Origin of the sequence: Naasia aerilata (assembly GCF_030296595.1) — a bacterium.
GTDB lineage: Bacteria > Actinomycetota > Actinomycetes > Actinomycetales > Microbacteriaceae > Naasia > Naasia aerilata.
Genome location: NZ_AP027731.1, coordinates 2,872,811 through 2,892,220, shown reverse-complemented (window position 1 = coordinate 2,892,220; position 19,410 = coordinate 2,872,811). Strand labels below are relative to the sequence as shown.

Sequence of the window (19,410 nt, the reverse complement as noted above, 5' to 3'; positions counted from 1 at the left end):
CCGTTAGGAGACGACCGACGCCCGGGCCCGGCGGGGTGCCGACCCGAGCTCAATGCGCGGCGACCGGCTCCCGGGCGTCCGCCGAGGCGAGCACCGACTCCAGCCGCGCGTAGCTCGTCTCCATGCCCCCGACCATCCCGGTCGCGAGCACCGCGTCGCGCATCTCGGCGTTGGCATAGGTGATCACGAGGGTGAGGAGCGTGCCGCCCGCCCTGGGCGTGAGCGTCAGCTCGTTGAGCGTCGCGGGCGCATCCAGGCCGATCATCGCCTCCGTGGTGACGGCGCGGCGGGGCGGCTCGGACTCGAGCAGCTCGCCGGTGAAGCCGAACCTGTCGCCGCCGCCCTCCTTCTCCCACTCGTACCGATAGCTCCCGCCGACGGACGTCGCCACCTCGCAGACCGGCATGGTCCACCCGTCGGGGCCGAGCAGCCACTGCCGCATGAGGTCGGCGTCGTTGTGGGCGCGCCAGACCTGCTCGACCGATCCCCGGATGATCCGGGACACCCGAACCTGGGTGTCGCTGAGGATCTGCGCCTCGGCGTCACGGCCGGCCGCGAAGGAGGCGAGGTCGGCGAGCACATCGTCGATCTGGGCCATGGCCTGCTTGGTGCCCTCCTCCATCCCCATGGCGACCAGCTGCTCGAGCTGCTCGAGCGAGCCGAAGAAGGAGGTGGTGGTCACGCGGGTGCCGCCCGCGGTCCCGGCGAAGTCGAAGCGCATCCGGACCGTCGGCAGCTCGGTGTTCGGTGCGCCGTCGTCGCCGAGGAAGCCGTCGACGACCTCGAACGACCGCGGGGCCTCGACGGCGGTCCACTCCCAGTACCCGCCGTGGCTGTCGCCCTCCGGGCCGGTCATCGCGTAGGTGCTGCGGCCGCCGGGCGCGACGTCGTGGCGGGTGAAGGTCGCGGGGTACGTGGGCGGACCCCAGAAGCGCTCCAGCTGGCGGGGGTCGGTGTAGGCCTCCCAGACGCGCTCGGGCGAGGCGGCGAAGTCGGCGACGATCGTCAGGGTGAGGGCGTCGAGGTCCTTCTCGACAGCGGTGACGGGCATGGCGAGCCTTTCAGTCGGTCTTGCTGGGGGATCGGATTCGAGCAGCGCATCCAGGCGGTCGACGCGCGACCGCCAGATGGCCTCGAACTGGTCGAGGAGCGACTGGGCACGGCGAATGGCGTCCGGATTGCCCCGGACGATCCGCTGCCGGCCGTGTGGATGCTTCGTCACGAGACCCGCCTCCTCGAGGACGGCGACGTGCTTCTGCACCGCCGCGAACGACATGGCGTACGACTCGGCGAGCTCGGACACGGTCGCCTCGGCGTGCAGCGTCCGCCGCACGATGTCCCGGCGAGTCGCGTCGGCGAGGGCGCGGAACATGCGGTCCACGTCCTCATCGCTGAGCTCGATCCCAACTCGTACAACCATTTGGTTGTATGTTAGGACCGCCGCGGAGGGTGCGCAAGTGGTGTTCTGCGCGGATCAGGAATTCGCGCGCGGTTCAGGACAGGTGACTGAATTCGAACGCGGATCCGGACGACACGCCGTTCCGCGGACGGCATTGCCTGATCGGCGTAGGCGGAGCCCCCGGATGTCCAGGTTCACGAGCAAGGGGCCGTGCGACGCGGAGGAGCTCAGGATGCGTCGCTGAGCTGGTACTCCCACGGGGCGACGGTCATTCCGTAGGCCCCCATGGCCCGCTGGGCGACGATCGTGAAGGCCTCGCCCCGCCGCTCGGCATAGCTGCTCGCCTGGTCGGCGAGGTCCGAGGAGCCGAGCGCCCGCATCCGCTTCTCCAGCCGATCGACCGCGCGGACGAGGGCGGCCATGGCTCGCGGGTCCGCGGTGCCGGCGAGACGGACGGTTCCGTCGTGCTTGCTGCGGATGCGCAGCCCCAGCACCGCGGCGAGCAGCAGCGAGGCTCGCTCTCCCTCGATCATCGGCTCCCCTGCGCTTCCCATGCGGGACACGGTACGACCGTCCGCCGACACCCCGCCATGCCCCACTTCTTTCCGGCGCGTCCTCCACATGTGGAGTGTGGGGCGGTGGAGAACCACTAGGTCTTGGGGTGGAACTCGTCAGGCGCGATGGGGACCGCACCCCGCGGGAAGGGTTCCGGGACGACCGCAAACGAGGAGTCGCGGCGTGCCGAATGCCCGTTCTCGCGACTGTCCGAGTTTCTCCTTGCGAGATGGCCCCGGCTCCGTAAGACTCTCCGCATACGAGAAGAGCAAATCAGATCGTAATAAAACCGCCCCACGGAAAGTTGGTGCCATGGCCTCACCTCGCCACGCCGAGATCTCCGGCGCCGGATTCGCCGGGCTGACCGTCGCGACCGCGCTCGCCCAGAAGGGATGGACCGTCCGAGTCCATGAGCGCACCCAGGATCTCCGCGCCGAGGGGGCGGGCATCGTCCTCTGGGGCAACAGCCTCGTGGTGCTCGACAAGCTGGGTGCGACCCCGGACCTCGAGTCGCGGGCGATGCACTCCCCCGCCTACGAGACGCGGATGAACAACGTGATCCGCTCCCAGGAGAGGCTCGAGGGCGTCCGCTGGATCTCGGTCACCCGCCCCCACCTGTACGCGACGCTGCTGACCGCGGCACGCGAGTCCGGCGTCGAGATCATCTCGGGCTCGGAAGTGACGGGTGCGACCCCGGACGGCCGCATCTCCTTCGCCGACGGCACCTCCGCGGAGGCCGACCTCGTGGTCGGCGCGGACGGCGTCGGCTCCGCAGTGCGCGACTCGCTCGGCATCCCGCTCAAGCGGGAGCGCTCGCGCGACGGCATCACCCGGTTCCTGGTCCCGCGGCACAAGGCGGAGCTGCAGCTGCTCGAGCCGGACACCGACTGGGACAACTACATCGACTTCTGGAACATCGAGCCCCGCGTCCTCCGCGTGCTCTACGTCCCGTGCAACGAAGAAGAGGTGTACATCGCCCTGATGGCGCCGGTCAGCGACGCCCAGGGCTCGAAGGTGCCGATCGACCTCGCCCTCTGGACCGAGAACTTCCCGCACCTCGCGCCCGTGCTCGAGGAGGCGGCGAAGCTGCACGGCAAGTACTACGGCTACCAGACCACGCGCGTCGACCACTGGACCGAGGGACGGGTCGCGATCATCGGCGACGCGGCGCACGCCATGTGCCCCGCGCTCGCGCAGGGCGCCGGATGCTCGATCCACAACGCCTGGACGCTCGCCACCGTGGCGACCCAGGCCGCCGACGACGAGCTCGGCGACGCGCTCCGCGAGTGGGAGCGGCTCGAGCGGCCGATCACCGACCGCGCCCAGGACCGCTCGCAGTACTACGCCGACACCCGCCAGATGGCGCAGGGCAACCAGTTCCAGGGCGATGTCATCGAGACCGCGATGTACAACCCCACCGACCCCCACCGCCACGAGGTGAACGCTTGAGCATCGACCCCTTCTACAAGGTCCGGGCCTTCCACTCCTTCGTCTCGGAGACGATCCACGACCTCGGTCCCGCGCCGGCCGAGCCGCTCGTCAAGGCGGCGGTCGCCGTCGTGCTCGAGAACCCGTTCGCCGGGCAGTGGGTGGAGGACGTGTCCCCGCTCACCGCCCCGAGCGCGAGCATCGGCGTCGAGCTGGGGCGGCGTGCCGTCGCGCTGCTCGGCGGCCGGCCCGTCGAGTCGTACGGCAAGGGCGGCCTCGCCGGCCTGAACGGCGAGCAGGAGCACGTCGTCGCCTGCATCACGACCGTGTTCGGCGACGCCCTCCGCGACGAGGTGGGCGGCGGCAAGGCATGGATCTCCTCCGCCTCGAAGGTCGCCGCGGCGGGGACGCAGATCGACATCCCCCTCGCGTACAAGGATGAGGTCTACGTGCGCTCGCACTACGACGCGATGACGATCGCTCTTCCGGACGCCCCCGGCCGGATGAGATCGTGATCATCGTGGCGGTCGCGACCGGCGGCCGGCCGAACGCCCGGGTCGGCGGGATGACCGTCGCCGACGTCGTCGCCCGCGACGCGCAGTAGCCCCGCAGAGCAGGAGAGTCATGACCTACCAGCACAGCCAGTACTTCGAAGACGCCTCGATCGCGAGCACGCTCGCCGACGTCGCCCGCGCCCACCGCATCCTCGAGCTCGAGGGGCACGGCGACATGTCGATGGGGCACGTCTCCTACCGCGACCCTTTTGGCCGCGGTCTCTGGCTCAAGCGCGGCAACCTCGCGCTCAGCGAGGTCGAGGACGACGACTTCATCCTGATCGACTTCGACGGGAACGTGCTCGAGGGCACGGGCCTGCGTCACCTGGAGTGGCCTCTGCACGCGGAGATCATGCGGGCGCGTCCCGACGTGAACTTCGTGGGGCACTCCCACGCGCACTTCTCGACCGTGCTCGGAGCGTCGACCGAGGACCTCAAGCCGTACAACAACCACGGCGTCTGGTTCGCCTACGAGGGCGTCCCGCGCTTCACCGAGACCTCGCACATCATCACGACCGTCCCCCTGGGCGTCGCGGCCGCGAAGACCCTCGGCGCCGCACAGGCGCTGCTGCTCGCGAACCACGGCATCGCCTTCGTGGGCTCCACCGTGCCCGAGATGACGCTGACCGGCATCTTCCTCGAGAAGGCCGCCCGCTTCCAGGTCGACCTCCGCTCGTCCGGCTTTGCCCCGATCGAACCCGACCCCGAGGAGACGAAGGAGAAGTTCGACCGGATCTACCCCGCGAAGGCCCAGCACAACTTCTGGACCTTCTTCAACCGGCGACTCGACAGGGTCGAGGGGCTGCAGGGCATCGGCATCTCCCAGATCAGCCTGCCGCCCGGCATCTGACACCCCATCCACCGCACCGCCAACGACCAAGGAGCATCCGTATGAGCAGTCTTCCCAAGATCGCGACCGTCGTCGGTTCGGGGACCATGGGCCCCGGCATCGCCGCGACCCTGGCCCGTGCCGGTGTGGTCGTCCGCGTCTATGACATCTCCGACCAGGCCATCGAGAACGCGAAGGCGTCCTACGCGATGGTGAACGGCGTCCTCGAGACCGTGGGCACCCCCAAGGCCGACGGCGGCTCCGTCACCTTCGGCACCGACCTCGCCGAGTCGGTCGCCGACACCGAGCTCGTCATCGAGGCCATCCCCGAGCGCCTCGAGCTCAAGAAGGCGCTGCTCGCCCAGCTCGAGGAGGGCCTCATCGGCGACGACGTCATCATCGCGTCGAACACCTCCGGCATCCCGATCACGACCATGGGCGAGGGCATGAAGGCCCCCGGCCGGCTCATCGGCATGCACTGGTCCAACCCGCCGCACCTCATCCCGATGATCGAGGTCATCCCCGGCGACGCGACCGACCCGGCGCTGGTCGACCAGGTCGTCGACATCGTCAAGGCGTTCGACTACGTCCCGGTCGTCGAGAAGGAGACCCCGGGCTTCGTCGAGAACCGCGTCCTCTACGCGATCCTCCGCGAGTGCCTCGACCTGCTCGAGAAGGGCATCGTCACGCCCGAGGGCCTCGACGCCTGCGTCAAGTGGGGCATCGGCTACAAGCTCTCCGTGATCGGCCCCACGCGCCTGCTCGACATGGCCGGCCTCGACATCTACAAGGCCGTCTCCGGCTACCTGAACGCCGACCTCGCGGACCGCAAGGACACCCCACCGATGATCGAGGAGAAGATCGCGGCCGGCACGCTCGGCTTCAAGAGCGGCGGCGGCATGTACGAGTACGACGGCCCCGAGGCCATCGCGGCCAAGCGCAAGGAGATCGTCACCGGGCTCGTCGCCGCTCGCAAGACGCTCTCGTCGATCCCCAACGTCTGATGCCGTCGACGATCGGCGTCGAGCCGATCGCGGACGGGCTGCATCGCACCCGGGGCGCCGAGGTCGACCTCGCGTTCCGGGTGCGGGGCTCAGGCCCGGCGATCGTGCTGCTGCACGGCACCTCGGCCAACCACGCCGTCTGGGAGCCCGTCGCGGAGGCCCTCGCCGAGCATGCGACCGTGATCGCCCTCGACCAGCGCGGGCACGGCCGCAGCGACAAGCCCGCGCAGGGCTACACCGGACGCGACTTCGCCGGCGACGTGGTCACGGTGCTGGATGCGCTGGGCATCGAGCGCGCGATCGTCGGCGGGCACTCGCTCGGCGGCCGCAACGCGTGGACGGTCGGCGCGCTGCATCCCGGGCGCGTGGACGCGGTCGTCTCGGTCGACTACACGCCCTACGTCGAGGCGAGCGTGCTCGACGACCTCGCGGCCCGGGTCGCCGGCGGCCACCGGGCGTTCCCCGACGTCGCCGCGATCGAGGACTACATCCGCGGCCGCTATCCGCGCATCCTGCCCGGTGCCGTCGAGCGGCGCGCTCGCTGGGGCTACACCCAGCGCGCCGACGGACAGTGGTGGCCGCTCGCGGATCCGGACGCGATGCAGCAGCTCATCGAGGGCTTCCGGACGCCATGGGACGCGGAGTTCCGCGCCGTGTCCGCGCCGATGACGAGCATCCGGGGCGCCAGCAGCCGCATCGTCAGCGAGGCCGCCTGGTCGGCCGCGATCGCGGACCGGCCGCAGGACCGCTGGATCCTCGTCAACGACGCCGACCACTACATCCCCGAGGAGCACCCCGAGCTGGTCGCGGCCGAGTTCGTGCGCCTGCTCGCGTCCTGACCTCCGTCATCCCCGAATCCGAACCCACGAAAGGACGAGCCTTGGCGCTCTTCATCGACAAGCTCCAGATCTCCAGCCCGGACGTTCCGAACCTCGACCTCTTCCCCGTCGAGTTCACCGCGGACGGCGGCAACTCGGTGCCCCGGCTCGAGTTCTCCGGCCCGCCGGAGGGGACCGTCGAGTACGCGGTGATCCTCCACGACCCGGACGCTCCGCTCCCCCAGGGGTTCACCCACTGGGTCGTCTACGGGATCTCGCCCGACGCGACCTCCCTCGACCTCGCCGCACCCGGCGTCCGTCAGGGCCCGAACGGCGCCGGCGCGACTCAGTACTACGGCCCCCAGCCTCCCGTCGGACACGGTCTCCACCACTACTACTTCTGGATCTACGCGCTGAGCCGTGCGGTCGAGGGCTCGCCGAACCGCGAGGAGTTCCTCGCCGAGTACGGCGACAGCATTCTCGAGCAGGCGCGCACCGTCGGGCACTGGCAGCGCTGATGGCCATCACCGACGCGCACTTCCACGTCGGGGACTTCCCGATGTCCGGGGTGCGCCTCGACGAGGACGGGCTCGCGCCCTATCTCCGGGCCAACGACATCGACGCGGCCATGGTGTTCCACGAGGACAACGCCATGGTCCGGCGGGTGGTCGCGGGCATCCCGGAGGCGTACCAGCTGTACTGGGCCGACCCGAAGTTCCCCGGCGCCGTCGACGAGCTGCGCGAGTACCTCAAGGATCCGAAAGTGCGCGGCGTCAAGCTGCATCCGCTGTTCGGCGGGTTCCTGCCCGACGACCCGCGGTTGCATCCGATCATCGAGGTGCTCATCGAGCACGACCTGCCCGCGCTCATCCACTGCGGGCACCCGATTTTCTCGCTGCCGTGGAGCATCGAGGAGCTGATCATCCGCTACCCGGAGGCGAAGATCATCCTCGGGCACATGGGGCACGGGAACATCGTCTACATCGACGCCTCGATCGCGATCGCGGGCCGGCACCCCAACGTGTGGCTGGAGACGAGCGGGATGCCGATGAGCCTCAAGATCAAGGAGGCGGTCGAGAAGGTCGGCGCCGACCGGGTCATGTACGGCTCGGACGGCCCGTGGCACGAGCCGAAGGTGGAGCAGCTGAAGGTGCAGCTGGCGGGCCTCTCCCCCGCCGACCTCGACGCGGTGATGAACGGCACGGCCCAGCGCCTCTTCCTGGGCGCCTGAGGGCGCCACCGAGCGCGGTGCACACGCCGAGCGCGGTGCGTACCGACGAGCGCGCCCCGTAGACGCACCGCGCTCGTCGTCACGGGCCGCGCTCGGCGCTCGCCCGCGCTCGGCGTCCAAGCCACCCCGCTGGTTGAGGAGCGCCACGCAGTGGCGCGTCTCGAAACCCCGCAACGTGGCCTCTGGACTCAGCCATGCGCGTGGTCGACTCCAAACGCACGTGCGTGGTTTCGAGACGGCGCCTGCGGCGCCTCCTCAACCACTGGGATGGTCACCTTCGGACCCACTCCCCCGCTGGTTGAGGAGCGCCGCGCAGTGGCGCGTCTCGAAACCTCGCAACCTCGCTTCTGGACTCAACCGCCGCGAGGGCGAACAGTCCCCCCGGGTCAGGCCGTGAGCCTCAGCCCCGACAGGGCGAGGACCTCGGCGATGCTGCGGGCCATCGCGAGGCCCTCCGGCCCCGCGAACTGCTGCTCGCCGCCCTCGCGGTGGAACGCCCACCCCTCCGGGCGGCCGACGCCGAGGAGCGCCGCGGGCACCACCCCGGTCACGTTGCCGAAGTCGGTCGCGAAGGGCAGCGGCGGGAGGTCGTCCTGCACCGGGCGCCCGGCGGCGGCGAGTGCGTCCTTCACCGCGGCCGCGACCCGGGCGTCCGGCCGGATCGCCTCGATCGCGTTGCCCCGCTCCCAGACGGCGTCGGGCAGCGCTTCCCGTACGGGCCGGAGGTAGACGTCGATCTCCTCCTCCGCGGAGGCGAACACGAGGAACTGGGCACGGAGCGACAGCCCCGACCCCTCCTCCACGTCGCCGTCGAGGACGACGGTCTCCACCATCACGTGCGAGCGGTCGAGCGTCTCCAGCAGCGGCGCGAGCCGGCGGAAGGCCGCAAACGGCGCCGGCTCGACGTCGTTGCGCAGCGTCCGCGTCCCCGCGACGACGGCCGTCTCGCGGCGCATCCACAGCGACTCGGTCCAGACGGCGTCGAGGAACTCCGGGTGCGCGTACAGGGCCGCGTCGACGCCCTGCCACACTCCGCGGGCGGCGGTGAGCGCCTTGCCGCTCCCGAGCCGCTGGGTTGCGGGCGCGTGGATCTCATCCGCCGGGCATCCGACCACGACCACCGTTCCGGTGAGCGACTCGCGCAGGTCCGCGAGCGCCAGCGCAGCACCCAGGACGCCGGCGGACTGCGCCGAGTGCCCGCAGGAGTGCGTCGCGACTGTCGCGCCGTCGGAGGTGCGGTGCGCGGGTGCCGCGTCGTAGACGGCGATCAGCCCCACCGTCCCACCGGGCCGTCCGGTGTCGAGCTCCGCCCGGAACGCGGTCGGCATCTCCCCCACCCCGCGGTCCACCCGGTACCCGGCCGCCTCGAGGCGGTCGGCGAGCTCGCGGGAGGTCTCGTGCTCCTCGTGGGAGAGCTCCGGATGGGCGAGCACGAACTCGGAGACCGCGCGGATGTCGGGCTCGCGGGCGGCGACGGCGTTGAGGACGTCCCGGTCGGAAGCGCTGCTCATGGTTCTCCCTGCTGTTCCTGCGGATGGGTCAGTCGAACCCCGCGGCGAACTCCTCGGCGATCGCGAGGACCGGCGCGTGCACCGGGCCGGCCGTGATCGAGGGGATCACCGATCCGTCGACGACGTAGAGGCCCTCGAGGCCGCGGAAGGCGAGCCTCGGGGTGACGGGCGCCGCGTCGTCGGCTCCCATGCGGAGCGTCCCGACGGGGTGGTGATGCGTGATCGCGGCGCGGGCGATGAAGGCGTCGATGTCGGCCTCGGTGCGCACTCGGGGTCCCGGGAGCACCTCCTCCGCCCGCCAGCCGGCGAGCGCCTCAGAGGCCCCGATCAGCCGGGCGCGCTCGAGGGCGAGCCGGAACATCGCCCGGTCGTGCTCCGTGTCGAGGTAGTTCGGGTCGATCACCGGGGCGTCCTCGATCGAGGGGCCGGTGATCCGCAGCTCGCCGCGGCTGGTGGGGTTGGTCACGCCGAAGAGGAGGGTGAACCCCTCCCCCAGCCCGACGCCGGGGTCGAAGGACTCCGAGGCGCTCGGCGCGACGACGCAGCCGACGACGACGTCGACTGGACCGGCGGTCTCGCCCAGCCCCTTCGCCGACTGGTACGACATCGACTCGGAGAGGTTGAGGCGGGTCGGCGGGACCGGTCGCGCGGCCCGGTAGAGGTTGCCGGCTCCGAGGAGGTGGTCGTGCAGGTTCTTGCCGACCTGCGGCGACTCGAGGACGGTCTCGACGCCGGCCGCGCCGAGCACCTCCGGGTCGCCGACCCCCGACCGCATGAGCAGCAGCGGATCGGCGATCGACCCGGCGGCGAGGATCACGGTGTCGGCGGCCACGAACATCGACTCCCCGTCGACGACGACCTCCGCGCCGAGAACCCGGCCGCCGGAGATCCGCAGCCGGTGCACCGTGACACCGGTGAGCACCGCGAGGTTCGGCCGGTCGAGCACCGGGTCGAGGTACGCGTCCGCGTCGGTGACCCGCTCGCCGTTCCGGAGCTTCAGCGAGTTCGGGGTCGCGCCGAGCATCTCGCCGCCGTTGTGGTCCGGGATCCGGCGCACGCCGAGGGACTCGGCGCCGGCGAGGAAGTCCTGGACCAGCGGATTCACAAGGTCCGGACCGGGCAGCAGCACCGGCATCGGGCCGTCCGCGCCGTGCACCGCGTCGGCGCCGCCGGAGAAGGACTCCATGGCGCGGAACCGGGGCAGCAGGCGGTCCCAGGACCAGCGCTCGTCGCCCGTCGCGGCCACCCAGCGGTCGTAGTCCGCTCGGCAGCCGCGCATGTGCGCCGTGGCGTGCAGCAGGCTGGACCCGCCGACGCCCCTGCCGCGCGCCCAGCTGAGCTGCCGCCCGGCCAGACCGCGCTGCGGCACCGTGAGGTAGTCCCAGTCGTAGTCCCGGTGCTGGATGAACGGCCAGAGCTCGGGCCGGCGCATGTCCGGGTCGGTGACCCGGCCGCCGGCCTCGAGCACGACGACCCGCCGAGCGGGATCGGCGCTGAGCCGGTTCGCGAGGACGCACCCCGCGGAGCCGGCGCCGAGAATCAGGACGTCCGCACTCGCGGTGGTCATCCTGCGTCGATCAGTTGCGCGTGTGGCCGCCGTCGACGACGAGCAGCTGGCCGGTGACCCACTCGGCCTTCTCGGACGCGAGGAAGGCGACGGCCGGCGCGATGTCGGCCGGCACGGCGCGGCGGTTGAACGCCTGCATCGGCACCACGTAGTCGAAGCCCTCGCCGTGGCCGGTCGTGAACACGCCCTCGCTCGCGGTGATGCCCGGGGCGACCGCGTTGATGGTGATGCCGTACTTGCCGATCTCGCCGGCGACGGCCCGCGTGAAGCCGACCACGGCGCCCTTCGTCGCGACGTAGTCGGCGCAGTTCGGGGTGCCGGCAACGAAGGTGTTGGAGGCGATGTTGACGATGCGCCCGTACTCGTTCGCCTTCATGGCCTCGACTGCGGCCTTGGTCATGTTGAAGAGGCCTTCGCCGTTGACGGAGAACGTGCGGCGCCACTGCTCGATCGTCAGGTCGTCGAACGGCGTGTAGGGCACGAGGCCCGCGTTGTTGACGAGGATGTCGAGCCGGCCGAGCTCGGCGACCGTCTCCGCAACGACCGCGTTCGCCTGCTCCGGGTCGGAGACGTCGAGCCGCTTCGCGACCGCGCCGATCTCCTCGGCGACCTTGGTGGCGCCGTCGATGTTGATGTCGGTGACGACGACCTTGACGCCGTCTGCGGCGAGCTCCTTGGCGATGGCCGCGCCGATGCCCTGGGCGGCTCCGGTCACGATGGCGACGCGTTCAGTCATGCTGCTTCCTTCAGTTCGTGGGGATGGCGAGACGGCCGGTTGCCGTCGAGGTCGGTTGCCGTCGGAGACGGTTGCCGTTCGGGGTCAGTTGCCGCCGTAGTACTCGGGTGCGAGCTTCCAGGTGAGGTACGGCTCGAGCTCGTGGGACGGGTAGATGTCGGCGTCCTTGACGCGGCCGAGGTAGTTGAGCCGGCGGATCGCCTCGACCGACTTCGCGGGGTCGAGGTGGAAGCCCGCGATCCACTCCTTCTCGAGCGTCGTGCGGGTGTAGGCCGCGTCGCCGCAGAACAGCATGTTCCGCTCGTTCTCGAGCTCCACCAGCATCGAGTAGTGCCCGATGGTGTGGCCCGGCGTCTCGAACAGCGTCACCCCGGGCGCGATCTCGTAGTCGCCGGAGATCGGCTTGTACGTGACGCCCGGGAAGTCGAAGGACATGTCCGAGTAGCCCAGGCGCTCGAACGGCTCCGGGTACCTGGCCTGGCGCAGCTCCGCCTTGTGGATGAGGTGCGTCGCCTTGGTCAGGTGCTTGTTGCCGCCGACGTGGTCGAAGTGGAAGTGCGAGTTGACGACGATGTCGACGTCCTCGGGCTTGTAGCCGATCTTCGCGAGCTGTGCCGGGATCGTCTGCTCCGGCGTCTGCTCGGGCAGCTCGAAGGGCAGGACCTTCTTCACGTGCTCGAGGTCGTAGCCAGTGTCGTAGAGGATGAGTCCATCGGCGTGCTCGACGAGCACCGAGTAGACCGGGAACCGCACGGGATTGCCGGTGTTGATGTGCCAGTGGACGTCGGACTCGTCGATGACGAGAGTGCCGCCGTCGAGCAGGTAGACCTTGGGATCCGGCATCGCATGCTCCTCGGTTTTCTTACATCAGTACGAGTGTCGCTCAGAGTATGAGAATCCACACGCGGTGGTCAATGCTTGATCGCGCGTGTCCGCGGTCACGCGCTTGCGCGCACGGCCGGGGCGTCCTCGAAGACCGGCTCGTAGTCGTAGTAGACCCAGCGGTAGCAGTGGTCGAGCATCGGCTGCGCCGCGAAGTCGCCGATGCAGGTCGTGTCCTGGTACCGCTTCGTGCCGTCCTTCTGGTGCCAGTGGATCCGGCAGAGCACCTTCCAGGTGGACGCGTTGCCCACCTCCTCAGCGGGGATCAGGTGCTCGCTCGGAACCCAGCACTCTGTCCAGTCGGCGAGGGTCGGATCGATGGTCGAGGTCCTCGGCGCGACGTCGGCGAGCTGAGCCAGCGCGTCCTCGTCCTGCGACGTCAGCGGCCCGGCGGGCTGCGACGGCGTGGGCGCGGGGGTCGTCGGGACGGCTGTCGTGGGCGAGGCGCTCGGCGCGTTCCCGGCCGGCGCGGCGCAGCCGGCGAGGCCGATGAGGGACACGGAGAGCACGGCAGCCGCGACCTGGCGCAGGAATCGGTTCATGTGCTCGCTTCCTCAGTCTGAACCCAGCTTCGCGGCCCGGCGGGTCCCGTTGTGTTTCAGGTCGGTAAATCTCGCCGTGGATCGTTGACCTGTCGCCGTCCTTCTCATAATGTCCGGGTACCGACGCACAATGTGAGAAATTCCCGAACAGTGCTGCGGCGGTTCCCACTCTCCGAGAGGACTTCCAGGCAATGTACAAAGCACGCACCGGCGGCGTTCTGCGCCGCACGTTCACGGGCGCCGGCGCACTCGTGGCCGTATCCGCACTCACCCTCGGCCTCGTCGGCTGTTCGTCCCAGGCGGGCGGCAACAGCGGAGGCGGCGATTCCTCGTCCGGCGGCAGCGATGACGCGGCCACCAAGGTCAGCAAGATCGCCTTCGTCGCTCCCGAGAACGAGACCGACCTCGGCTGGAACCAGGTCGGCCTCGCCAACTCGAAGGACGCCGCCGACAAGATGGGCCTCGAGTACGTCGCGGTCCCCGACGCCGGCTGGGACAACATCGAGACCGTCCTCGGTCAGGTCATCGACGACGACGGCGCGCAGTTCGTGATCGCGCACGCCTCGGGCTACGGCGTCGCGGCGCAGACGGTCTCCGGCCAGACGCAGGTTCCGATCCTCGCGCAGGACTCGGGTCTGAAGCCGGTTCCCGGCCAGCTCGCGCAGGCCCTCGTCTCGGCGGAGCAGGGCGGCTACATCGCCGGCATCGCCGCGGCGATGAGCACCCAGTCGAAGACGGTCGCCGTGGTCATCTCCGCGGACGACGTGAACTGGCTCGACATGGCCGCCGGCTTCGCGCAGGGCGTCTACTCGGTCGACCCGGGCATCAACGTGCTCTTCGGCCAGATCAGTGCCAGCGGCTACGCGGACTCCGCCGGCGGCAAGACCGCGGTCGAGACCGTGATCGCCGGTGGCGCGGACGTCGTCTTCGGAATGGGTGACGGCGCCACGCTCGGCTACCTCCAGGCCATCGACGCGCACCCGGGCGTCAAGTACATCGCCGACATCGGCGACGTCACCTCCGCCCTCAAGGACCCGAGCGTGCTCCTCACCTCGGTGATCTGGGACTACACGCCGACGTACGAGCAGGCCATCAAGGATGTCGACGCGGGCACCTTCGGCAGCAAGGACTACGAGCTGACCGTCGGCAACGGCGGCCTGTACCTGCAGGACACCGACAACATGACCCAGGAGATCAAGGACGCGGTGAAGACCGCGACCGACGGGATCGACGCCGGCACGATCAAGCCGAGCGGGGCGAAGGACTCAGCAGCGGTGAAGGATGTGATCGCCGCCAAGAAGGCCGCGTAGTCGAGAGATCCGACCGCCGGTCCGGTGTCCAGCACGTCTGGCACCGGACCGGCGCCCGCCGCTTGCGCGGCGAACGAGGAACCACCGAGGAGCACACTGTTGAGCACCATCGCCGCTGAGCCGGGAGTCATCTCGCTGCGGGAGATCACCAAGGCCTTCCCCGGGGTCGTCGCGAACGACCGGATCTCCCTCGACATCGTCGGCGGGCAGGTCCACTGTCTGCTCGGCGAGAACGGTGCCGGCAAGTCGACCCTCATCAGCATCCTCGCGGGGATGCAGCAGCCGGATTCCGGCACGATCCTGGTGGACGGCAGGTCCACCCCCATCAACTCCCCCAAGGCGGCCGTCGACCTCGGCATCGGCGTGGTCCACCAGCACTCCACCCTCGTGCCGGCCTTCACGGTCCTCGAGAACCTGATGCTGGGCGAGACCGGCGTGCTGCGGAACGAGACGCGGGCGAAGGCCCGGCTCGACGAGCTCTCCGAGCTCCTCGGCGCGCGCATCGACCCCGACGCCCTCGCCGGCGACCTCGGCCTCGGGCAGCAACAGCAGGTCGAGATCGCGAAGGCCATGTGGAAGGGCAGCAGGCTGCTCATCCTCGACGAGCCCACCTCGATGCTCACGCCGCAGGCGATCGAGAAGCTCGCCGCATCGGTCGCCCAGATCAAGGCGCAGGGGCTCGCCGTGGTGTTCATCACCCACAAGCTCCGCGAGGCCTACCAGATGGGCGACTGCGTGACGATTCTCCGCGGCGGCAAGAACGTGGGCCACATCGGCGCCGACCAGCTCGCCTCCTTCTCCGAGGCCCAGGCGCAGCGCGCGATCCTCGCGGCCATGTTCGGCGACGACGTCGCCACGCCCGAGGCCGCCGACCTCGCCGGGGCCACCGAGGCGCACCGTGAGGTCGACGACATCGAGCTCGGCACCAAGCGCGTCCGGCTCGAGCTGAGCGGGGTCGCGACCCGCGGCCACGGCCACGATGTGGACATCCGCGACGTCTCCCTCGCCGTGCACGAGAGCGAGATCCTCGGCATCGCGGGCATCGACGGCCACGGCCAGGCGGCTCTCGCCGAGGTCGTCGCGGGGCAGCGGTCCGCCGCGCAGGGCACGATCCGCTTCGACGGCGCCGACATCACCCGGCGCGGCGTCGCCGGCCGGCAGCAGCTCGGCCTCCGCTACGTGACCGACGACCGGCTGCACGAGGGCACGGTCGGCGGCATGTCCGTCGCGATGAACCTCGTCCTCAAGCGCATCGGCCAGCGGCCGTTCTGGAAGTTCGGCCAGATCAACCGCAAGGCGGTGGACGCCGAGGCCGAGCGCCTGATCGCCGACTACGCGATCAAGACGCCGTCGTCCGCGACCCGGGCCGGCACCCTGTCCGGCGGCAACATCCAGAAGGTCCTGCTCGCGCGCGAGCTCACCGACGGCGCCCGGTTCGTCGTCGTCAACAAGCCCACCTACGGCCTCGACCTCAAGACGGTGAAGCTCGTCCGTCAGATCCTCACCGAGTTCGCCGCCGAGGGCGGCGCCGTGCTCCTGCTCTCCACCGATCTCGACGAGCTGGTCGAGCTCTCCCACCGCATCGCCGTGATCTCCGACGGCGAGATTGTCGGCATCGTGCCGAACGACGGCCGCGGCACGGCGGAGCGGGTGGGCCAGCTGATGACCGGCGCGATCGAGGGCACCCCTGCGACCGAGGAGGCGCACGCATGATCGAGGAACTCCCCGCTGGCGCCGGATCACCGACGCCCTGGTGCGCTCCATCCTCCCGGTTGTCCTGGCGCTCGTGGTCGCCGGCCTGATCATCGTCGTGATGGGCAGCAACCCGCTCGACTTCTACGCCGGGGTCTGGAAGTACGGGCTCACCGGCAACAACTGGCAGGACAGCCTCCGCCTCATGGCGCCGCTCATGATCATCGCCCTCGGGCTGATCGTCGCCTTCCGGGGGCAGCTGTGGAACCTCGGCTACAACGGAACCTTCCTGCTCGGCTCGGTCGTCGCCTCCGGCCTCGGCCCGAACCTCTTCCCCGTCCTGCCCGGCTGGCTCGTCACCGCGATCATCATCCTCGGCTCGCTCCTCGTCGGCGCGCTCTGGTCAGTCGTCCCCGCCGTGCTCAAGGCCCGCTTCGGCACCAACGAGATCATCACCTCCCTCGTCATGTCGTTCATCGCCATCGGCGTCGTGAACCTCCTCATCAAGGGGCCCGTGCACGACCCGAACCCCCGCGTGACCGCCCCGCAGACCGCGACCATCGCCCGCGAGAACCTGCTCCCCTTCATCGACGGAACGCGCGTCCACATCGGCTTCGTGGTGGCGATCGTGCTGGCGCTGGTCGCGCAGTTCATCGTCAGCCGCACCTCGTTCGGGGTCCGGCTCGACGTCTTCGGGGCGAGCCCGAAGGCCGCGCAGCACGTGGGCATCAGCCGGAGCTGGATGATCATCCTGCTCTTCTGCACCTCCGGCGCTCTCATCGCCCTTGCCGGCTCCATCGACGTGCTCGGCAACGTCACCTACCAGCGGGCGAACTGGAACCCCGGCTACGGCGACGCGGTGATGCCCTTCGTGTTCCTCGCCCGGCTGAGCCCCCTGGCCGCTATCCCCCTCGTCGCCTTCTACTCGGTCTTCGCGAACGGCGGCATCAACGCGGCCCGCAGCGTCGGGCTCAACTCCGACTTCCTGCTCGTCGTCGTCGGCCTGATCCTCGTGTTCATGACGATCACCGAGTTCGTCGGCGAGAAGCGCCGGCTGGGGCAGGGCTACCTCCCGGCGGGCATGAAGCAGTCGGTGATGGCCCTCTTCGGTCCGCGCGCCGCCGCGCCGGTGAAGGTCACCACGCCCGCTCCCGACAAGGTGACGACCTCCAGCTCTCCGACCACGACCACGACGAGCACGCCCGGAAAGGTCACGACATGAGCCTCCTGTCGGCGAGCGTCCTCGCCGCCTTCCTCACCGCGATCATCGTGCAGACGATGCCGCTGATCCTCGCGGCGATCGGCGAGACGATCGGCGAGCAGTCCGGCGTGCTCAACCTGGGCATCGAGGGCGTCATGCTCGTCGGCGCCTACAGCGGCTATGTCGCCGCCATCTCGAGCGGGAGTCCGTGGATCGGCATGCTCGGCGGCATCGCCGGCGGGGTCGTCGCCAACCTCCTGCTGCTCGTCCTCAACGTCTGGCTCGGGCTCAACCAGATCGTCATCGGCCTCGCGATCACGATCATGGGCGAGGGCCTGACGAGCGTCCTATACCTCCAGAACTACTCGAAGCACCCGCAGAGCGTGCCCGGCAGCTCCTGGGCCATCCCGGGCCTGTCCGACCTGCCGGTCGTCGGCCCGTCGCTCTTCCGGCAGTCCGGGATCTTCTGGGTGCTGCTGATCGCCATGGTCGCCATCGCGTTCCTGCTCTCGAGGACGAACTGGGGCCTGTCCATCCGGGCCGCCGGGCAGAAGCCGTCCTCGCTGGATGCGGCCGGCGGCAACGTCCTCCGCACCCGGAGCTCGGCCGTCCTGCTCAACGGCGCCTTCGTCGGCGCAGGCGGAGCCTTCCTGTCGATCCTCACCACCGGCACGTTCACCGCGTTCATGACCGGTGGCCTCGGGTTCGTCGCGATCGTCATCACGATGCTGTCCCGCGGCAAGGTGACCTGGATCGTCATCACGTCGCTGCTCTACGGCATCGCCGTCGCGATCAAGAACCCGTTGCAGCTGATCGGCGTCAGCGTCCCCGCGGACGTCTTCCAGATGCTGCCGTTCATCGTCGTGATGGTGACGCTCATCCTCTTCGCCCGCAGCTCGATCGTCCCGCCGGCCCTCGGCAGCCCGTACACCCGCGGCGCGCGCTGACGCGCGCCGCCAGGAAGGACCGACCCATGAACAAGCTCGAGTTCACGCTGTCCGCCGGCCCCGTCGAGGTCTCCGCCGCGACCCTTGCCGGCCTCGCGAAGCCGATCCAGTACCACTACGACGAGGACTTCAAGGACACGTTCCGCCGCGTGCAGGACAAGACCGCGCAGATCTTCCAGACCAAGAACGACGTCATCATCATGCAGGGCGAGGCGATCCTCGCCCTCGAGGGCGCCCTCAAGTCGCTCGTCACCCCCGGCATGAAGGTGCTGAACCTCGTGCAGGGCATCTTCGGCAAGGGCACCGGCTACTGGCTGAAGGACTTCGGCGCCGACGTCGCCGAGCTCGAGGTCGGCTACGACGACGCCGTCACGCCCGAGATGGTCGAGGAGTACCTCGACGCGCACCCCGGCATCGAGATGGTGTGCCTCGTTGCATCGGAGACCCCGTCCGGCACCGTCAGCGACGTGTCCCGCATCGGCCCGATCTGCCGCGACCGCGGCATCCTCACCTACGTCGACACCGTCTCGGGCGTGCTTGGCATGGAGCACCGCACGGACGACTGGGGCCTCGACCTCTGCGTGACCGGCCCGCAGAAGTGCCTCGGCGGAGCCCCCGGCCTCTCCCTCGTCTCGGTGAGCCAGCGCGCGTGGGACAAGATGTACGCCAACCCGGCTGCGCCGCGCGACTCCTACCTCTCCCTGATCGACTGGAAGGAGAAGTGGCTCGGCGACGGCCGCTTCCCCTACACGCCCTCCGTCCAGGACATCAACGGCCTCGAGGCGGCGCTCGACCAGGCCCTCGCCGAGGGCATCGACAACGTCATCCAGCGCCACGTCGACGCGCGCGAGCTCACTAAGGCGGGCGCCCGTGCGATGGGCCTCGAGTTCTGGGCCGTCCGCGAAGACATCATGTCCGCGTGCGTGACCTCGATCCGCCTCCCCGACGACGTCGACAACGCGGCCGTCCGCGACCTCGCGCGCTCGAAGTACGGCGTGATGTTCTCCCACGGCCAGGGCGCCGGCAACCTGATCCGCCTCTCCCACATGGGCTCGACCGCGGGCGGCTTCCACTCGATCGTGGGCCTCGCGGCCCTCGGCCGCACCCTCTCCGACCTCGGCATGAAGCTCGACGTCGGTGCCGGCCTCGAAGCCGCGCTCGAGGTGCTCGGTGCTCAGCGGGCGTGAGGGGGCGCGGCTTTCGA

General features: G+C 70.0%; 18 protein-coding genes and 1 pseudogene. 12 read left to right on the top strand and 7 right to left on the bottom strand.

Annotated features, from left to right (window positions below):
* Positions 1-49 precede the first annotated feature (49 nt).
* Both QUE51_RS14970 and QUE51_RS14960 read right to left on the bottom strand, forming a co-directional pair.
* Positions 50-1,420, bottom strand: coding sequence for a metalloregulator ArsR/SmtB family transcription factor (locus QUE51_RS14970; protein WP_434017215.1), 1,371 nt, complete (start codon positions 1,418-1,420; stop codon positions 50-52).
* Between the two features lie 206 nt (positions 1,421-1,626).
* Positions 1,627-1,953 (bottom strand): hypothetical protein, encoded by a 327-nt coding sequence (locus QUE51_RS14960; protein WP_286277161.1) that lies wholly within the window; start codon positions 1,951-1,953, stop codon positions 1,627-1,629.
* Between the two features lie 313 nt (positions 1,954-2,266).
* On the opposite strand from QUE51_RS14960, the gene QUE51_RS14955 reads away from it, so the two are divergent.
* The 7 genes and pseudogenes from QUE51_RS14955 to QUE51_RS14925 all read left to right on the top strand — a co-directional run bounded on the left by QUE51_RS14955 (position 2,267) and on the right by QUE51_RS14925 (position 7,818).
* Complete coding sequence (locus QUE51_RS14955) at positions 2,267-3,403, top strand: FAD-dependent oxidoreductase (protein WP_286277159.1); 1,137 nt, start codon at positions 2,267-2,269, stop codon at positions 3,401-3,403.
* A pseudogene (locus tag QUE51_RS14950) lies at positions 3,400-3,884 on the top strand (amino acid synthesis family protein); the annotation flags it as partial. The gene QUE51_RS14955 and the pseudogene QUE51_RS14950, both read left to right, overlap by 4 nt.
* 122 nt (positions 3,885-4,006) lie before the next feature.
* The gene (locus tag QUE51_RS14945) at positions 4,007-4,786 is read left to right on the top strand and encodes a class II aldolase/adducin family protein (RefSeq protein ID WP_286277157.1); all 780 of its coding nucleotides are present in this window, start codon (positions 4,007-4,009) and stop codon (positions 4,784-4,786) included.
* Between the two features lie 41 nt (positions 4,787-4,827).
* Positions 4,828-5,769 (top strand): 3-hydroxyacyl-CoA dehydrogenase NAD-binding domain-containing protein, encoded by a 942-nt coding sequence (locus QUE51_RS14940; RefSeq protein WP_286277156.1) that lies wholly within the window; start codon positions 4,828-4,830, stop codon positions 5,767-5,769.
* Positions 5,769-6,608 carry an alpha/beta fold hydrolase gene (locus QUE51_RS14935; RefSeq protein ID WP_286277155.1) on the top strand — a complete coding sequence of 280 codons (840 nt, stop codon included), beginning with the start codon at positions 5,769-5,771 and terminating at the stop codon, positions 6,606-6,608. Before QUE51_RS14940 ends, QUE51_RS14935 begins: the two co-directional genes overlap by 1 nt.
* Before the next feature lie 41 nt (positions 6,609-6,649).
* Positions 6,650-7,105, top strand: a complete 456-nt coding sequence (locus QUE51_RS14930; protein WP_286277154.1) for a YbhB/YbcL family Raf kinase inhibitor-like protein — start codon at positions 6,650-6,652, stop codon at positions 7,103-7,105.
* Positions 7,105-7,818, top strand: a complete 714-nt coding sequence (locus QUE51_RS14925; protein WP_286277153.1) for an amidohydrolase family protein — start codon at positions 7,105-7,107, stop codon at positions 7,816-7,818. The genes QUE51_RS14930 and QUE51_RS14925 overlap by 1 nt, the downstream gene beginning before the upstream one ends.
* A 386-nt stretch (positions 7,819-8,204) precedes the next feature.
* Here the strand turns inward: QUE51_RS14925 and QUE51_RS14920 are convergent, their stop codons facing one another.
* The 5 genes from QUE51_RS14920 to QUE51_RS14900 all read right to left on the bottom strand — a co-directional run bounded on the left by QUE51_RS14920 (position 8,205) and on the right by QUE51_RS14900 (position 13,056).
* On the bottom strand, positions 8,205-9,329 hold the full coding sequence (locus QUE51_RS14920; RefSeq protein WP_286277152.1) for a M20/M25/M40 family metallo-hydrolase: 1,125 nt from the start codon (positions 9,327-9,329) through the stop codon (positions 8,205-8,207).
* Between the two features lie 28 nt (positions 9,330-9,357).
* Complete coding sequence (locus tag QUE51_RS14915; protein ID WP_286277151.1) at positions 9,358-10,896, bottom strand: GMC family oxidoreductase; 1,539 nt, start codon at positions 10,894-10,896, stop codon at positions 9,358-9,360.
* Positions 10,897-10,906: 10 nt separating this feature from the next.
* Positions 10,907-11,632 carry a pyridoxal 4-dehydrogenase, SDR-type gene (gene pldH / locus QUE51_RS14910; protein WP_286277150.1) on the bottom strand — a complete coding sequence of 242 codons (726 nt, stop codon included), beginning with the start codon at positions 11,630-11,632 and terminating at the stop codon, positions 10,907-10,909.
* An 84-nt stretch (positions 11,633-11,716) separates the two neighbouring features.
* A complete protein-coding gene (gene pldA / locus QUE51_RS14905) occupies positions 11,717-12,475 on the bottom strand; it encodes a 4-pyridoxolactonase (RefSeq protein WP_286277149.1) in 759 nt (252 codons plus the stop codon).
* Between the two features lie 95 nt (positions 12,476-12,570).
* Entirely contained in the window at positions 12,571-13,056 is a 486-nt protein-coding gene (locus QUE51_RS14900) for a YajG family lipoprotein (protein ID WP_286277148.1), read from the bottom strand.
* Positions 13,057-13,247: 191 nt separating this feature from the next.
* Between QUE51_RS14900 and QUE51_RS14895 the strand changes: the two genes are divergently transcribed.
* The 5 genes from QUE51_RS14895 (at position 13,248) to QUE51_RS14875 (ending at position 19,393) form a co-directional block, all read left to right on the top strand.
* Entirely contained in the window at positions 13,248-14,366 is a 1,119-nt protein-coding gene (locus tag QUE51_RS14895; RefSeq protein ID WP_286277147.1) for a putative B6 ABC transporter substrate-binding protein, read from the top strand.
* Positions 14,367-14,465: 99 nt separating this feature from the next.
* Positions 14,466-16,079 carry a putative B6 ABC transporter ATP-binding protein gene (locus QUE51_RS14890; protein WP_286277146.1) on the top strand — a complete coding sequence of 538 codons (1,614 nt, stop codon included), beginning with the start codon at positions 14,466-14,468 and terminating at the stop codon, positions 16,077-16,079.
* Between the two features lie 40 nt (positions 16,080-16,119).
* Positions 16,120-17,280, top strand: a complete 1,161-nt coding sequence (locus tag QUE51_RS14885) for a putative B6 ABC transporter permease subunit 2 (protein WP_286277145.1) — start codon at positions 16,120-16,122, stop codon at positions 17,278-17,280.
* Positions 17,277-18,206: an ABC transporter permease gene (locus QUE51_RS14880; protein ID WP_286277144.1), complete on the top strand. Its 930-nt coding sequence runs from the start codon at positions 17,277-17,279 to the stop codon at positions 18,204-18,206. Before QUE51_RS14885 ends, QUE51_RS14880 begins: the two co-directional genes overlap by 4 nt.
* A 26-nt stretch (positions 18,207-18,232) precedes the next feature.
* Complete coding sequence (locus QUE51_RS14875) at positions 18,233-19,393, top strand: pyridoxal-phosphate-dependent aminotransferase family protein (RefSeq protein WP_286277143.1); 1,161 nt, start codon at positions 18,233-18,235, stop codon at positions 19,391-19,393.
* The last annotated feature ends 17 nt before the right edge of the window (positions 19,394-19,410 follow it).

Coding starts and splice junctions, on each gene's coding strand:
- QUE51_RS14955 (WP_286277159.1), top strand. CDS start 2,267: ATGGCCTCACCTCGCCACGCCGAGATCTCCGGCGCCGGATTCGCCGGG.
- QUE51_RS14925 (WP_286277153.1), top strand. CDS start 7,105: ATGGCCATCACCGACGCGCACTTCCACGTCGGGGACTTCCCGATGTCC.
- QUE51_RS14935 (WP_286277155.1), top strand. CDS start 5,769: ATGCCGTCGACGATCGGCGTCGAGCCGATCGCGGACGGGCTGCATCGC.
- QUE51_RS14875 (WP_286277143.1), top strand. CDS start 18,233: ATGAACAAGCTCGAGTTCACGCTGTCCGCCGGCCCCGTCGAGGTCTCC.
- QUE51_RS14940 (WP_286277156.1), top strand. CDS start 4,828: ATGAGCAGTCTTCCCAAGATCGCGACCGTCGTCGGTTCGGGGACCATG.
- QUE51_RS14895 (WP_286277147.1), top strand. CDS start 13,248: ATGTACAAAGCACGCACCGGCGGCGTTCTGCGCCGCACGTTCACGGGC.
- QUE51_RS14945 (WP_286277157.1), top strand. CDS start 4,007: ATGACCTACCAGCACAGCCAGTACTTCGAAGACGCCTCGATCGCGAGC.
- QUE51_RS14880 (WP_286277144.1), top strand. CDS start 17,277: ATGAGCCTCCTGTCGGCGAGCGTCCTCGCCGCCTTCCTCACCGCGATC.
- QUE51_RS14970 (WP_434017215.1), bottom strand. CDS start 1,420: ATGGTTGTACGAGTTGGGATCGAGCTCAGCGATGAGGACGTGGACCGC.
- pldA (WP_286277149.1), bottom strand. CDS start 12,475: ATGCCGGATCCCAAGGTCTACCTGCTCGACGGCGGCACTCTCGTCATC.
- QUE51_RS14915 (WP_286277151.1), bottom strand. CDS start 10,896: ATGACCACCGCGAGTGCGGACGTCCTGATTCTCGGCGCCGGCTCCGCG.
- QUE51_RS14960 (WP_286277161.1), bottom strand. CDS start 1,953: ATGGGAAGCGCAGGGGAGCCGATGATCGAGGGAGAGCGAGCCTCGCTG.
- pldH (WP_286277150.1), bottom strand. CDS start 11,632: ATGACTGAACGCGTCGCCATCGTGACCGGAGCCGCCCAGGGCATCGGC.
- QUE51_RS14920 (WP_286277152.1), bottom strand. CDS start 9,329: ATGAGCAGCGCTTCCGACCGGGACGTCCTCAACGCCGTCGCCGCCCGC.
- QUE51_RS14900 (WP_286277148.1), bottom strand. CDS start 13,056: ATGAACCGATTCCTGCGCCAGGTCGCGGCTGCCGTGCTCTCCGTGTCC.